We start from the raw sequence: 12,402 nt of genomic DNA, 5'->3' as shown, positions 1-12,402 counted from the left end.
CCTGTCAATGGCTGCCCTGAAAATCGCCTCCAACTTAGGCTCGAAACATGCCCGGAGCAACGGAGCACGGGAACATCGGAGCAGGACAAACCATGACCATCCATTCGACAGCCCCACGCGGCATCGGCAGTTCCGATGCAGACGGGCGATCCTTCGACAAGATCGTGCGCCACGGGGGCCGGAGCTTCCTGGCCACCACCACCATGGCCGCGATCTTCGTGGCGCGGGCGGAGGATGTGATCGCCCGCCTGGATACCGAACTCGTGCCGCTTCTGCATCGCGACGGTGTCGAGCTGCTGCTGGTCGGACCCAGCACGTCGTTCGCGGTCGTCGACGCTGCGGTTGGACTCCGGGGACCCTCCCCCCGCAAATAGCGTTCCGCGGGCCGGGGCGGCTCGTGCAAGTTGTCGAGGGATGTTAGCGTTCGGGCACCGAACAAAGGACGTCGTCGTGCCCTTCAACCTCACTCCCCTCGCGGCGATCATCGCCGCCGTGATCGTGGTCTTCCTCATCGTGTTGATCTACGCCAAGTCGATTTACAAGAATGCCGGCCCCGACGAGGCGATCCTCATCACGGGCAAACGAGCCAGGGTGAAGACCGTCGACGGCGTCGCAACCGAGGAGTCGGGGATCCGTATCGTCGTCGGGTCCGGAGTCTTCATCACCCCGTTCTTCCAGAAGGCCTTCAAGATCAGCCTGCGCTCGCGCGCGATCGAACTCGCCGCGGTGGCGCAGGATGCGCGCGGCATCACCCTCACGGTCGAGGCTGTCGCCATCGTAAAGGTGGGCGACACCCACTCCGCCATCCTCGCCGCCGGCCAACGCTTCATCGGCAACGACAAGAACATCGACGGATTCGCCCTCGAGGTGCTGTCGGGCTCCCTGCGTTCCTCCATCGGCGGCACTGATGTTCAGACCATCATCCAGAAGCGAGACGAGCTGGGAGCCGCGGTGCTCTCCACAGCGCGCGAATCGCTGCTCAGCCAGGGACTCGACGTCGACTCGTTCGAGATCAAGGGCATCTCCGACGACAACGACTACATCCGCAACATGGGGCGCGCCGAGCAGGCATCCGTGTTAAAAGCGGCAGAGGTCGCCGAAGCCCAGGCCGGCCAGGCCTCGCAGGAGGCCTCCATCGCGGCGGAACAGGCCGTGGCCATCGCCCAGAACACCCTGGCGCTCAAGCGCGCTGCCCTGCAACTCGATACCGACAAGGCCACCGCTGAAGCAGCAGGCGCCAAACCTCTCGCCGAGGCGAAGACCCAGCAGAACATCGTGCACGAGCAGGAGGTGACCGCGCAGGCCGCCGCGAAGCTCCGCACCGCGCAGCTGGCCTCTGAGGTGAACGCGGTCGCGGATGCGGATGCCTACCGCGTGAAGGTCGCGGCGAACGCCGCCGCCGAGGCCCGCGTCATCGCTGCCACCGCCGAGCGCGACAGCCGGGTCGCGAATGCCGAGGCGATCCGCGCGGAGGGTCAGGCTACGGCCGATGCGATCCTCGCCAAGGGGCAGGCCGAGGCCGAGGCGACCAAGCTCGCGGCCGAGGCGGTCGCCCAGAAGTCCGAGGCGCTCATCCAGCTGCGACTCGTCGAGATGCTGCCGCAGATCGCCCATGAGCTCGCGGCCCCGATGGGCAACATCGACCAACTGACGGTCGTGTCGACGGATGGCGCGAGCCAGCTGACTAAGAACGTCGCCGGCGGCTTCACCGAGATCGACGCCGTGCTCAAGTCCACCACCGGAATCGATCTCCGCGGCCTGCTCGGCAGCTTCGCCGGCGGCGCTGCCGCCGGAGCAGCAGCCGGCGCTTCGGCGACCGCGTCACGAACGGCCGAACCCGCTCAGTCGGTAGTCGCGGTCGAACGCGCCGCAGATCCGGTCACCGACGACCCGACCGCCGATGAGGACTGACCCCGCTCATCCGGTGACTTCCGGCAGCAGACTCACGACCCAGCGTGCTGAGCTGGCCAGGGCAGTCAGCATCCGCACATGGTTGCCTCGCAGCCACGCCACCCGATAGGTGCGCCACTGGGCGGCAGCCTCGGCCGCCTCCGCTGACACGCGCGCAAGGGCGTTGTTGCGCGGCACGTGGAACGCTGTGGTGAGCGCGACGACGCCGCCGAGGTAGAGGGTAGCTGCTCCCAGCCTCCACGGAGTGGCGGAAGAGGGATCCACCAGGCCGACGGCGGCGAGGATGATGCCGAGCCCGGCGGTGCCGAACAGCACGGCCATGAAGACGGGTGTCACTGCGGTGATGTTGATCGACTGCATCGCTCGGATGCCGTTCGGCACGGCCAGTCGACCGAGCCCCGCCATCACGAAGGCCGAGAAAGTCAGGAATACCCCGCCGACGCTGGCAGAGGCCACGGCGACGACGACCGTGCCGACGATCACGATGGTGTCCACAGCGAGCTCCCTGGCGAGGTGCGTACGTGGCGGCATCCTATGCCCGCACTCCCGCGGCCGCCAAGCGCCCCGGGCCGATCCGGCACGAAGAGCGAGCTTCTCGGTCAGCCCGAGGCGGGCAGCAGCTCGGCGAGCAGCGCCTGAACGCGGGCTTTGATGTCGTCGCGGATCGGGCGCACCTCGTCGATGGGCTTGCCCTTCGGGTCAGTCAGCTCCCAGTCCGCGTAGCGCTTGCCGGGGAAGATCGGACAGACGTCGCCGCAACCCATCGTTATGACCACGTCGGACTCCTTGACCTGTTCGGTGGTCATGAGCTGGGGCACAGCCTGGGAGATGTCGATGCCCTCCTCTGCCATCGCCTTGATCGCCATCGGGTTGATCTGGTCTCCCGGTTCCGACCCGCCGGAGCGCACCTCGACGGCACCCCCGGAGAGCTCGCGCATGTACCCGGCGGCCATTTGCGATCGACCTGCGTTATGGATGCAGACGAACAGGACTGTCGGCTTCTCGGCCATGGAATTCCCTACTTTCGGCGACACCGAAAGCATAGACCGTCATCTATCAGTTGATGACGCAGTTGTTAGACAATTCAGTCGGAATTCACCGCGAGCGACACGAGGAGTTCCCGCACCCGCGATTCGATATCGTCCCGGATGCCCCGCACCCGACCGATCGGCAGGCCCACCGGGTCGTCGAGGTCCCAATCGAGGTAACGCCTGCCCGGGTAGATGGGGCAGGCGTCGCCGCAGCCCATCGTGACGACGACGTCCGCGGCTCGCACGACCTCGTCCGTCAACGGCTTGGGGAACTCACCGCCGATCGGCACTCCGATCTCGTCGAGGGACGCGATGACGACCGACCTCACGGCATCGGCTGGCGCAGATCCGGCCGTGCGCACCCGCACGGCGTCGCCGGCCAGATGGCGCAGGATCGCCGCCGCGATCTGAGATCGGCCCGCGTTCTGCACGCAGACGAACAGCACCTCGGGAACCCGGTCGACGGAGGGTGATTCGGTGCGCGCCAACGCCGACAGCCGGTCCGCGGCGAAGCGAGAGGTGAGCGAGGGGAGGTACTTCGTGTTCCGTTCGCCTTCGTAGAGGAGAGCGTGGCTCTCTCGCACGTACCGTTCGACGGTCTCTGGCCCGAACACCCCCGCGAATCGTGCGGCGAGATCGGTCGAGATCCTCTCGAGCACGGCCTCGGCCCGTTCCGTGGAGCGAGGCGGGTCGAGCACCTCCGCGACACGATCGACCCGATCCGGATGCATCGAATACCAGGCGACGCGGCCCTCTGGGGTGCGGATCACCAGGTCTTCATCCACCAGCGCCTTCAGGTGATGGCTCACCGTCGGCTGGCGCAGCCCCAGCGTGAGCGCGAGCTCGCCCACCGAGCGCCTGCCCTCCGGACTCTCCATGATGAGCCCGAGAATGCGCGCTCGGGTCGGATCCGCGAGCAGCTTCAGCTCTCCGGAGACCCGCGACTCGCCTTCCATAGACGTCAGTCTATGCGAGGCTCATCGAGCCTGGATTTGCCACCGACACGATCGTCGAGGGGGATCAACCGAAGCGGATCACCCGCAGACCGGCCGCATCCAGGGCGGCCAGGCCGAAGCGTTGTCGAATCGATCGCCGCAACTGCAGCGGCACGAGCTCCGGCACGGCCAGAGTCACCTGAAAGAGGATCTCGGATGCGAGAAGCCGGAGCAGGCGGGGTGGAGTCATGCGCGAGCGGCCGCTCTGAATCACGCCGATCTGCACGGCGTCGGGCATGAGCATCGCATCCATCCCCCGCAGCATCGTGGCCGCACGCGCAAACGAAGATCTGCGGCCATCGCCATCGACGGCGAGGATCACGATCGCCGCTCTCTGACCGCTCGCGGTGAGCGTGGCTCGATCGGTGATGGTGATGTCCAACCGTTCACTGCCCGAACGGATGCTCGCGAGCAACTCCTGGGCGTCGCCATCGATGAGGATCGGGCTCGCCGACAGCCGGTCGGCCGCAACGCGAAGGGCTTCGGCGCGACGTATCGAGGAGGCCATGAGTACATCATCCGGGATGGGCGAGTCGAGTGTTGTGGTGCACCCCCCCGGACTTGAACCGGGAACCCACTGATTAAGAGTCAGTTGCTCTGCCAATTGAGCTAGAGGTGCGTTCGGTACTCGCGACAAACGGGAGAACCAAGGGACAACATTAGCATCGCCAGGGAGGTCTCGCGAACCGTGCTCGGCGCACGGCGGTTCCGTAGGATTGAGCACAGAAATCGGTGCAGTCGAAGGAGCACAGCGTGACCACATCAACCAGGCTCGAGGCCGGCCAGCCCGCCCCCGAGTTCACCCTCACCGACCAGGATGGATCACCCGTCTCGCTGGGCGACTACGCGGGCGACAAGGTCATCGTCTACTTCTACCCCGCCGCATCCACCCCCGGCTGCACCACCGAGGCCTGCGACTTCCGAGACAACATCAACTCGCTCAAGTCCGCCGGCTACACGGTGCTCGGTATCTCGAAGGATGCCGCACCGGCCCTCAAGAAATTCCAGACCGAGCAGGGGCTCAATTTCCCGCTGCTGAGTGACCCCGACCTCACCGTGCACAACGCGTATGGCGCATACGGCGAGAAGTCCCTCTACGGCAAGACCGTCACCGGCACCATCCGGTCCACCTTCGCTGTGGACGAGGCCGGCGCCATCACCCTTCCGCTGTACAACGTGAAGGCCACCGGGCACGTCGCGTCGCTACGCAAGAAGCTGGGCATCGACGCCTGAGAACCGGCCTCCCCTATTCGACCGGGGCTACTCGACCGGCGCCTCGTCCTGGCGCCGGGTCGCGGCGATAACGGACGGGGTGAAGAGCAGAATGATCACGCCGACTGCCGGAAGGATGAGCAACCATCCGATGTCCGGGCGGGAGAACGGCGCCTGGAAGCTGCCGATCCCCACGGCGATCTGGAGGATCTGCCAGGTCATCGCCCCACTGCGTATCCAGGACCGGCCGCGCAGAGTGTGCACAGCCATCGTGCCCCCCCAGATCGCCGCCAACACGTCTAACAGGAGCAGGGCGATCGCCGTCGCGATCGAGTCCGGCCGGGCCACGAGCAGCTCGATGACGAGGTAGCAGGCGACCGCGACCAGGGCCGCACATTCGAGCGCCAGCAGCAACGCCAACAGCACGAGAAGCGCCGGCCGGCGCGAGACTCTCGGTTCACTCATAGCTGTGGAACCCCGTCCGACTATTGATTTGCTACAACCAGTATGAGATTCTATGTGAGGTTGATTTGCACTCACAGGGCCGTGAGCATCCACCAAAACCCCCGGAAAAATTTCCCCAAGCTTGGGTCTACGACCCTGCTCAGGGCTCAATGGCCCTGCGTTCGCAACAAAAGGAGCACCCCCAGATGGACTGGCGCGACAAAGCCGCATGCCTCACGGCCGACCCCGAACTCTTCTTCCCCGTCGGGAACACCGGTCCTGCAGTCGACCAGATCGACAAGGCGAAGGCTGTCTGCGCACGCTGCAGCGTCACCGAGATGTGCCTCCAGTACGCGCTCGAGACCAGCCAGGATTCTGGCGTCTGGGGCGGACTCAGCGAAGACGAGCGTCGCGCGCTCAAGCGCCGCGCCGCTCGCGCGCGCCGCGCCTCCTAGGACTGCCGACGGATCTCGATAGGAGCGCTAGAGCGCCCTGCTCGACCACCCGCCCCGATCGACCACCAGAGACCGGCTCGATCAAACAGGCGACTACTTCGTCAGCCAGGCGAGCGGAATCTCGATGGTAACTTCTGTGCCGCTGCCCACCATGGTGTGCCAGTCGATGGTTCCACCGAGCTCCCCCTGAATCAGGGTGCGCACGATCTGGGTACCGAGGCCTGAGCCGACCTTTCCCTCCGGCAACCCACCGCCGTTGTCCCGCACTTGCACGGTGAGCGTCTCCTCGCTGCGCTCGGCGAGAATCTCCACGTTGCCCTCTCGACCGGCGAGGCCATGCTCGACCGCATTCGTCACGAGTTCGGTGAGAGCGAGCGAGAGCGGGGTGGCGTACTCGCTCGGCAGCGCACCGAAACTGCCGGTGAAAGTGGGATGCGCTTTCGTGTTGTGAGTGGACGCCACCTCCGCGATCAACTTGAGCACCCGGTCGAAGACCACGTCGAAGTCGACGTTCTGGTTCAGCCCCTCGCTCAGAGTGTCGTGCACGACGGCAATTGCGGCGACCCGGCGCATCGCCTGGTTGAGCGAATCGCGCGCCTCGTCGGAGTGTGACCGCCTGGCCTGAATGCGCAACAGCGAAGCAACGGTCTGCAGGTTGTTCTTCACGCGGTGGTGGATCTCGCGGATGGTCGCATCCTTCGTGATCAGCTCGCGCTCCTGGTGCCGAAGCTCCGTGACGTCCCGACAGAGCACGATGGCGCCGACTCGCTCTCCGCGATCCCGGATCGGGATGGCACGCAGCGATACCGTCACCCCCTTGGCCTCGATGTCCGTGCGCCACGGAGCACGCCCGGTGACGACGAGCGGCAGGGATTCGTCGACCACGAGCTTTCCGCTGAGCAGGGTCGTCGTCACCTCGGCGAGCGATTCGGCCTCGAGTTCGCCGGCGAACCCCATGCGGTTGAACGCGGAGAGACCGTTGGGGCTCGCGAAGGTGACGATGCCGTCGACATCCAGGCGCAGGAGGCCGTCGTTTGCGCGCGGGGCGCCGCGGCGCGGCCCGGTCGGGGCGCCCAGGTCGGGAAAGTCTCCCGCGCAGATCATGGCGAACAGGTCATTGGCGCACTCGTTGAAGGTGAGCTCCTGCCGGCTCGGCGTGCGTGCTTCGCTGAGATTGGTGTGTTTGGTGATGACGGCGATCGGATGTTCCGTGGTCTGCGATCCCGTCACCGACAGTCGTCGAAGCACCGGAACGGCGCGCACGCGAGTGGGGGTCTCCTCGTACCAGTCGGGTGCCGCAGAGTCCACGATCTGCGCCGACCGGAACGCCTGTGTGACCTGGCCCTTCCATTCCGGCTTGATCGCCTGGCCGACGAAGTCGCGGTAGAAGAGGGTCGCCGAGCTCGACGGGCGCGCGTGGGCGACGGCCACGAAATCGTCATCATGGGTGGGAACCCACAGCACTATGTCGGCGAAAGCGAGGTCGGCGAGGAGCTGCCAGTCACCGACCAGGAGGTGGAGCCATTCGACATCCGCCTCGTCGGAGCGGCCCTGGGCGAGAACGAGGTCTGAGAGCGTCGACACGAGCCCCAGTTTAGGCGCGCTGGTGAGAGCCCCGGTTTCAGCCGACGACGCTCACGCTGAGGTCGGCGTCCGGCCCCCAGCGGAACGCCAGGCGGGAGGATGCGGTCACGCCGGCCGTCGCATCAGCGGCCGCAGAGTCCACCTGGTAGTTGACCGGCGCGATCGAGAGCCCGCTGAGGGCGAAAGCCCGGACGGTCGCGCAGGCGATGACGTCGTGACCGCTCGGTGCAGTGCTGAGCAGACAGACCTGATCATCGGAATCGCGATAGGCGAACACCTGCACACCATAGAAAGCGCCGAGGAAGCGCGTGGTGTCGCGCACCTTCTGTCGCGCCCCGGGCTGCCCACCGGTGAAGACCGACGGGGCGATGTCGAGTGTGCCCTGCGGCCGATTGAACACCTTGAGCAGGCCGGCGGATGGCGTGAATTCGGGCGCGAGCGCAGTCGCGGTCACCGGCACGACCGCGACGGTGAGAATTAAGGCAGCTGCCGAGAATACCGGCACGGGATGCCGGCGCAGCAGGCGGGCGAACGGCCCGGACGGCACGGACAGCACGGCCGGCCCCGTTTCCCGCTCTGGTTCCTGCTCTGGTTCCCCCTCTGATTCCCGCTCGGGCTCCGGCTCTGTGACCAGCGCCGCTGAGCGATCTGCCCTCGCGATGGCATGGTCGAGCGTGTGAGCATCGCGCTCGAGGCGGCGCTCCAGCAGCAAGAGCCGCGCCTCGCTTTCCCCGACCCAGACGGACCCCGTCGCATCCGCGATCTCGACCAGCGGTTCGTCCGCGATGGGGCGCCCGTAGACCCGCGCCCGCAGCTCGCTCAGCTCCGCGGCGGGATCCGCGGCACCGGAGGGCGACGGCATCGACGGGCGCAGCCGCCAGTGCAGAGCATCGTCGAGGGATCCCGGGCCCGTCCACGTTGCCCGGAGCGCGGCCTCGAACCCCGGCTCGGCCAGGAGCCGGGAGAGTTCGGTGCTCGACACAGCCACCGCGCGGATCGGATGATCGCCGCCCATGCCCACAGGCTAGTCATTTCGGGCTCGCACGGAAAGGGGTCCTACATTCCCGGGACTGGATGCGGCACAATGGGGCCGATGCGCGGATCCCCCCGCGCCCGGTGTGAGGAGCACACATGGCAGGGAAAGCGGCAAAGAAGTCGATCGCCAAGAAGCTGAAGTCGGCGAAGAAGGCCGTGGCGAAGAAAGCCGTCGCCAAGAAGGCCGTCGCGAAGACATCAGTGGCGAAGAAGACGATCGCGAAGAAGGCATCGGACTCGAAGACCGCCCAGACCGAGCTCAAGAAGTTGCTGGTCAAGGCGGAGAAGCGGGCAGCGAAGGCAGGGGAGAAGGCGTCCGCCGACACCAAGGCGCTGAAGAAGGCTGCGTCCAATAAGACCTCAGCCGCGAAGAAGGATGCGGCGGCGGTCGTGAAGGCGGTCAAGAAGGATGCCACCGCCATGGTCAAGACGGTGAAGAAGGATGCTGCGGCGGTCGTCGCCGACGCGAAGAAGGCGACACCGGTGCGCTCGCCGCGCCCCCGGGCCGCGAACCCGACGACACCATCGTCCGCTCTGACCGTCATCGCTCTTCGCGCGCGCGCCAGGGCAGCCGGGGTGGTCGGCTACTCGCGGATGAGAAAAGACGACCTGCTGGCGAGCCTCAACTCGAAATAGTTGCCGGGCGAGGTCACGCCGGTAACGCGGCTGCGCGCCGGCGCCACCCGCGTCGCACCGTGGGAGGCGGCTGCGGCAGGATGCGGCTGCGCACGAGTGCCGCGACCGCAGCCCGCGCCGAGGACCTGGGCGCGACATCCACGATGGTGCGTCCGGTGAGGATGGCCGCGTCGAATGCCGGGAGGTCGAAGGGCACGAGAACGGGGTTAGAGATGCCCCCGAAGCGCTGCAGCGTCTGGCGCACCTGCCCGGATGCCCCCGGCCCGATCGCACTCTCCCTCACCCTGTTCATCACCACGGTCACCCGATCGGTGTCGATGGTCTCGAGCAGGTCGACGTGTGCCCGCAGGAAGCGTGAGAGCCCGACCGGATCGGCGGATCCGACCGCGACCACCTCATCTGCGGCCCGCAAGGCCGCGATGGTCGCTCCATTGCGTCTCGGCGCGAACAGGTCGCTGCTGATCTCCTCGTCGTTTTCCAGGCTCGCGCCGGTGTCGAGAATCGTGTAGTCGACCCAGTCCCGGCAGGCCCGGATGGCGGCGGTCACCCGCTCCCCCGACAGCTCAGGCCATCGGCTCGGGCGGCCGATGCCGGTGAGCACCCAGAAGCTGCCGCGAGCGGTGAGGTAGCGCTGGCCGATCCGCTCGAGTTCCGATTGGGTGAGGGCATCCGCGCCGGCGAGCCGACAGGCCGCGGCGAAACCGGGCGCCTCGTCGAGCAGGCCGAGGGCCGGTGCGATCGAACCACTGTGCGTATCGACGTCGGCGACCACGACGGTGGCGCCCGACGCGGCCAGTTCGGCGGCGAGGCAGATCGCCATCGAGGTGCGGCCCGGTGCGCCGGCGGGGCCCCAGACCGCGATCACCGTTCCGTCGCGGGGGCCCGGAGCGGCCTCACCGGCACTGGACTTGTCGGCGAGAAGCACCCCGATCTCGGACCATTCGGCGCCCGCCGCGACTACCTCGAGAAGACCGAGACCCGCGGCATAGCGGCGATCGGCATCCGATTCGACGAGGGCGATGATCCGCACCCCCACGGCATCCGCCTCCACCATCAGGCGGTCATTCAGGTAGCGGGTGGACGCCGCGACGATCGCACAGTCCGGGGCCGTCTGCCGCAGCTGGGAGGCGAGCTCGTCGGCGCTGGAACAGCGGCTCGCGATCTCGTAGCCGTGACGCGCCAGCTGGATCGCGGTGCTGTCTTCGAGCTCGAGAGGGAGGGCGAGAGCGACTGTCGACACCGTTCACCCCTTCGCGGGGATGCTCGTGGGCACCAGCGACAGGGCGTCGGAGTTGGCGATCGACTCGAGGACCGCGGCGATCTTCGTGCGCGGTACCAGGAGCTCCACCGACTGTACGGTTCTGTCCACGATCACGCCGTCTTTCGCTATCACCCGCACGACGGTGGCTGAATCGACGAGCACGGAGGGCGGGCCGAAGACGTGGTCGTCCGCCTCTTTCGCGCTCCAGAGATCGACGATGCTGCCCTCGGCGATGGATCGGGCGAGTTCGCCATTCACTCCGACCACGACCGGGGCCCCCACCGCGCCGGCGACCTCCCCGAGGGCCGATGACGGCACCAGCTCCCCCGCCGAAACGGGTCGCGTGACGACGAATCCCTCTCGCGGCACATCGCCTTCGCGGAGGTATCGGACTCCGAGGGACCCGAGGCGCACGCTGCGGGCATCCAGGTCGCCGGGCGTCACCCGATCGCCGGGAACAAGGGCCGAGCGGGCAGCATAGACCAACACGCTGCTGTCGGCTGCGGTGACCACGCCGACGACTCCGAGCACCGAGACGATCACGAGGCCGACGCCGATCGCGAAGCGGGGATCGAACCAGAACGACCGCGGAGCACGCTCCGAGTCCGGTCGGCTGCGACCGAATCCGATGGCGCTGGGCATGCGCCTCGGCGCGTGTACGGTACTCACCATCTGTCTCCTCGCCCGGGCGGCCGCGCCGCAGGCTTCCATGGTCCCGACCATCGCGTTCCCTCGCGAAAGTTATCCACAGCCCCGTCCCGCGGATTGTGCGAGATCCATAATCGAGGGATGACGCCGCACTCGGACCGCCCCGGCCAGGATGCCGCTCTCGGCCGCTTCCTCACTCTCGCCGACACTGCCGAGGTGCTCAACATCTCTGCGAGCCAGGCGTATGCCCTCGTGCGATCCGGCGAGCTGCCGGCGATCAAGGTGGGCGGCCATGGTCACTGGCGCGTCGAGCGGTCGGTACTGGAGTGCTACATCGATGCCAAATACGAGGAATCCCGGCGCAGGAGTCTCTGGCAGCAATCGGACTACGCGAGTCTGTCGGAGTACTCCTTCGGACTGCGAGGCGCCGCCGGTGCCGCATCGCCCGAATAGCGATTACAGCCTCAGGAGCAACATCCGCGAAAACGGCACGACCTGATAGTGACTCACGAGGCGCTCCCGCCGCGCCGTGCCCAGCTCGTGCACCGCGAGGTCCAGATGGTCTCTTCCGACCCGATCGATCGTGCCGGTGACGATCCCCTCCTGAACGACGAGTTCGACGGCCTGCCGGCGCCGGCACAGGTCGCGCAGCACGAAAGCGAGGCCGAGCCGGCCGGACAACCCGCGTCCGCTCTCCGGGCTGGCGCAATCCTCGAGGCTGGCGGCCACCTGAGCACGGCTGAGCCTGAGGCCGGCGATCGCGTCGAGCGGCAGGATGAACTGGGCGTGGCGGGACGACGCGTCGATCACGTCACCCGAGACCCAGTCGCGGCCGAAGGTACGCGGGGACAGCCCGAGTGTGACCCCGTTGGTGAGGCACACCCGCACCGGCTCGCGGTCCTCGCCCAGACTCAGCGCCTGAAGGCGCTCACGCAGGCTGAGACGGCCGAGACGCAACCGCTCCTCTTCGGCACGCAGGTCGATCTCCTCCGCACCGAGCTCCTGCTCGAGCTGGCCCTCGAGATCGTCGAACAGGTTGTCCCAGCGCATGACGCGACGCTAGCGGCTGGGCATCCCGATCGAGCAGGTTATCCACACCCCCGCGTTGGGGCATGGACAGCATGCCCCCGCAACTGCTTTAGTGTGCTCACCCCAATACGGGGGTAGACCCGTTCTTCACCCTCACCCGT

Annotated in this window: 16 protein-coding genes and 1 tRNA gene; 6 read left to right on the top strand and 11 right to left on the bottom strand. The window is 67.2% G+C overall.

Annotated elements, in window-relative coordinates; translation table 11 throughout:
• The first annotated feature begins 47 nt into the window (after window positions 1-47).
• Both F1C58_RS03330 and F1C58_RS03325 read left to right on the top strand, forming a co-directional pair.
• Window positions 48-374, top strand: coding sequence for a hypothetical protein (locus tag F1C58_RS03330; protein ID WP_185202600.1), 327 nt, complete (start codon window positions 48-50; stop codon window positions 372-374).
• A 76-nt stretch (window positions 375-450) separates the two neighbouring features.
• Window positions 451-1,911, top strand: a complete 1,461-nt coding sequence (locus F1C58_RS03325; RefSeq protein ID WP_185202599.1) for an SPFH domain-containing protein — start codon at window positions 451-453, stop codon at window positions 1,909-1,911.
• Window positions 1,912-1,917: 6 nt separating this feature from the next.
• On the opposite strand, the gene F1C58_RS03320 is transcribed toward F1C58_RS03325, so the two are convergent.
• From F1C58_RS03320 to F1C58_RS03300, 5 genes are all read right to left on the bottom strand, one after another.
• Entirely contained in the window at window positions 1,918-2,406 is a 489-nt protein-coding gene (locus F1C58_RS03320; RefSeq protein WP_185202598.1) for a DUF1772 domain-containing protein, read from the bottom strand.
• A gap of 104 nt (window positions 2,407-2,510) precedes the next feature.
• A complete protein-coding gene (locus tag F1C58_RS03315; RefSeq protein WP_185202597.1) occupies window positions 2,511-2,921 on the bottom strand; it encodes an arsenate reductase ArsC in 411 nt (136 codons plus the stop codon).
• A gap of 74 nt (window positions 2,922-2,995) precedes the next feature.
• The gene (locus F1C58_RS03310) at window positions 2,996-3,898 is read right to left on the bottom strand and encodes a metalloregulator ArsR/SmtB family transcription factor (protein ID WP_185202596.1); all 903 of its coding nucleotides are present in this window, start codon (window positions 3,896-3,898) and stop codon (window positions 2,996-2,998) included.
• Window positions 3,899-3,962: 64 nt separating this feature from the next.
• Window positions 3,963-4,445, bottom strand: a complete 483-nt coding sequence (locus F1C58_RS03305) for a hypothetical protein (RefSeq protein WP_185202595.1) — start codon at window positions 4,443-4,445, stop codon at window positions 3,963-3,965.
• 35 nt (window positions 4,446-4,480) lie between these two features.
• Window positions 4,481-4,556 (bottom strand) — tRNA-Lys (locus F1C58_RS03300).
• 134 nt (window positions 4,557-4,690) lie between these two features.
• Here F1C58_RS03300 and bcp point away from each other — a divergent pair.
• Window positions 4,691-5,170, top strand: a complete 480-nt coding sequence (gene bcp, locus F1C58_RS03295) for a thioredoxin-dependent thiol peroxidase (protein WP_185202594.1) — start codon at window positions 4,691-4,693, stop codon at window positions 5,168-5,170.
• Window positions 5,171-5,197: 27 nt separating this feature from the next.
• Here the strand turns inward: bcp and F1C58_RS03290 are convergent, their stop codons facing one another.
• On the bottom strand, window positions 5,198-5,614 hold the full coding sequence (locus F1C58_RS03290) for a hypothetical protein (RefSeq protein WP_185202593.1): 417 nt from the start codon (window positions 5,612-5,614) through the stop codon (window positions 5,198-5,200).
• A gap of 185 nt (window positions 5,615-5,799) precedes the next feature.
• Here F1C58_RS03290 and F1C58_RS03285 point away from each other — a divergent pair, with 185 nt between their 5' ends.
• A complete protein-coding gene (locus F1C58_RS03285; protein ID WP_147784762.1) occupies window positions 5,800-6,048 on the top strand; it encodes a WhiB family transcriptional regulator in 249 nt (82 codons plus the stop codon).
• 93 nt (window positions 6,049-6,141) lie between these two features.
• Here the strand turns inward: F1C58_RS03285 and F1C58_RS03280 are convergent, their stop codons facing one another.
• Window positions 6,142-7,632: a sensor histidine kinase gene (locus tag F1C58_RS03280; protein ID WP_185202592.1), complete on the bottom strand. Its 1,491-nt coding sequence runs from the start codon at window positions 7,630-7,632 to the stop codon at window positions 6,142-6,144.
• Between the two features lie 37 nt (window positions 7,633-7,669).
• Complete coding sequence (locus tag F1C58_RS03275; RefSeq protein WP_185202591.1) at window positions 7,670-8,647, bottom strand: hypothetical protein; 978 nt, start codon at window positions 8,645-8,647, stop codon at window positions 7,670-7,672.
• Between the two features lie 116 nt (window positions 8,648-8,763).
• Here F1C58_RS03275 and F1C58_RS03270 point away from each other — a divergent pair, with 116 nt between their 5' ends.
• Window positions 8,764-9,303, top strand: a complete 540-nt coding sequence (locus F1C58_RS03270) for a hypothetical protein (protein ID WP_185202590.1) — start codon at window positions 8,764-8,766, stop codon at window positions 9,301-9,303.
• 13 nt (window positions 9,304-9,316) lie between these two features.
• On the opposite strand, the gene F1C58_RS03265 is transcribed toward F1C58_RS03270, so the two are convergent.
• A complete protein-coding gene (locus tag F1C58_RS03265; RefSeq protein ID WP_185202589.1) occupies window positions 9,317-10,543 on the bottom strand; it encodes a regulator in 1,227 nt (408 codons plus the stop codon).
• Window positions 10,544-10,546: 3 nt separating this feature from the next.
• Window positions 10,547-11,236, bottom strand: a complete 690-nt coding sequence (locus tag F1C58_RS03260; protein WP_185202588.1) for an SAF domain-containing protein — start codon at window positions 11,234-11,236, stop codon at window positions 10,547-10,549.
• Between the two features lie 117 nt (window positions 11,237-11,353).
• On the opposite strand from F1C58_RS03260, the gene F1C58_RS03255 reads away from it, so the two are divergent.
• Window positions 11,354-11,665 carry a helix-turn-helix domain-containing protein gene (locus F1C58_RS03255; RefSeq protein ID WP_185202587.1) on the top strand — a complete coding sequence of 104 codons (312 nt, stop codon included), beginning with the start codon at window positions 11,354-11,356 and terminating at the stop codon, window positions 11,663-11,665.
• Between the two features lie 3 nt (window positions 11,666-11,668).
• Here the strand turns inward: F1C58_RS03255 and F1C58_RS03250 are convergent, their stop codons facing one another.
• Window positions 11,669-12,262, bottom strand: a complete 594-nt coding sequence (locus F1C58_RS03250) for a hypothetical protein (RefSeq protein WP_185202586.1) — start codon at window positions 12,260-12,262, stop codon at window positions 11,669-11,671.
• Between the last annotated feature and the right edge of the window lie 140 nt (window positions 12,263-12,402).

Source organism: Glaciihabitans sp. INWT7 (assembly GCF_014217685.1).
Lineage (GTDB): Bacteria > Actinomycetota > Actinomycetes > Actinomycetales > Microbacteriaceae > Lacisediminihabitans.
This window is presented reverse-complemented; position numbering and strand designations above follow the sequence as displayed.

Excerpts from the sequence above, each read along its gene's own strand:
- F1C58_RS03330 (WP_185202600.1), top strand. The coding sequence starts at position 48 with ATGCCCGGAGCAACGGAGCACGGGAACATCGGAGCAGGACAAACCATG.
- F1C58_RS03315 (WP_185202597.1), bottom strand. The coding sequence starts at position 2,921 with ATGGCCGAGAAGCCGACAGTCCTGTTCGTCTGCATCCATAACGCAGGT.
- F1C58_RS03310 (WP_185202596.1), bottom strand. The coding sequence starts at position 3,898 with ATGGAAGGCGAGTCGCGGGTCTCCGGAGAGCTGAAGCTGCTCGCGGAT.
- F1C58_RS03305 (WP_185202595.1), bottom strand. The coding sequence starts at position 4,445 with ATGGCCTCCTCGATACGTCGCGCCGAAGCCCTTCGCGTTGCGGCCGAC.
- F1C58_RS03290 (WP_185202593.1), bottom strand. The coding sequence starts at position 5,614 with ATGAGTGAACCGAGAGTCTCGCGCCGGCCGGCGCTTCTCGTGCTGTTG.
- F1C58_RS03285 (WP_147784762.1), top strand. The coding sequence starts at position 5,800 with ATGGACTGGCGCGACAAAGCCGCATGCCTCACGGCCGACCCCGAACTC.
- F1C58_RS03275 (WP_185202591.1), bottom strand. The coding sequence starts at position 8,647 with ATGGGCGGCGATCATCCGATCCGCGCGGTGGCTGTGTCGAGCACCGAA.
- F1C58_RS03270 (WP_185202590.1), top strand. The coding sequence starts at position 8,764 with ATGGCAGGGAAAGCGGCAAAGAAGTCGATCGCCAAGAAGCTGAAGTCG.
- F1C58_RS03260 (WP_185202588.1), bottom strand. The coding sequence starts at position 11,236 with ATGGTGAGTACCGTACACGCGCCGAGGCGCATGCCCAGCGCCATCGGA.
- F1C58_RS03255 (WP_185202587.1), top strand. The coding sequence starts at position 11,354 with ATGACGCCGCACTCGGACCGCCCCGGCCAGGATGCCGCTCTCGGCCGC.
- F1C58_RS03250 (WP_185202586.1), bottom strand. The coding sequence starts at position 12,262 with ATGCGCTGGGACAACCTGTTCGACGATCTCGAGGGCCAGCTCGAGCAG.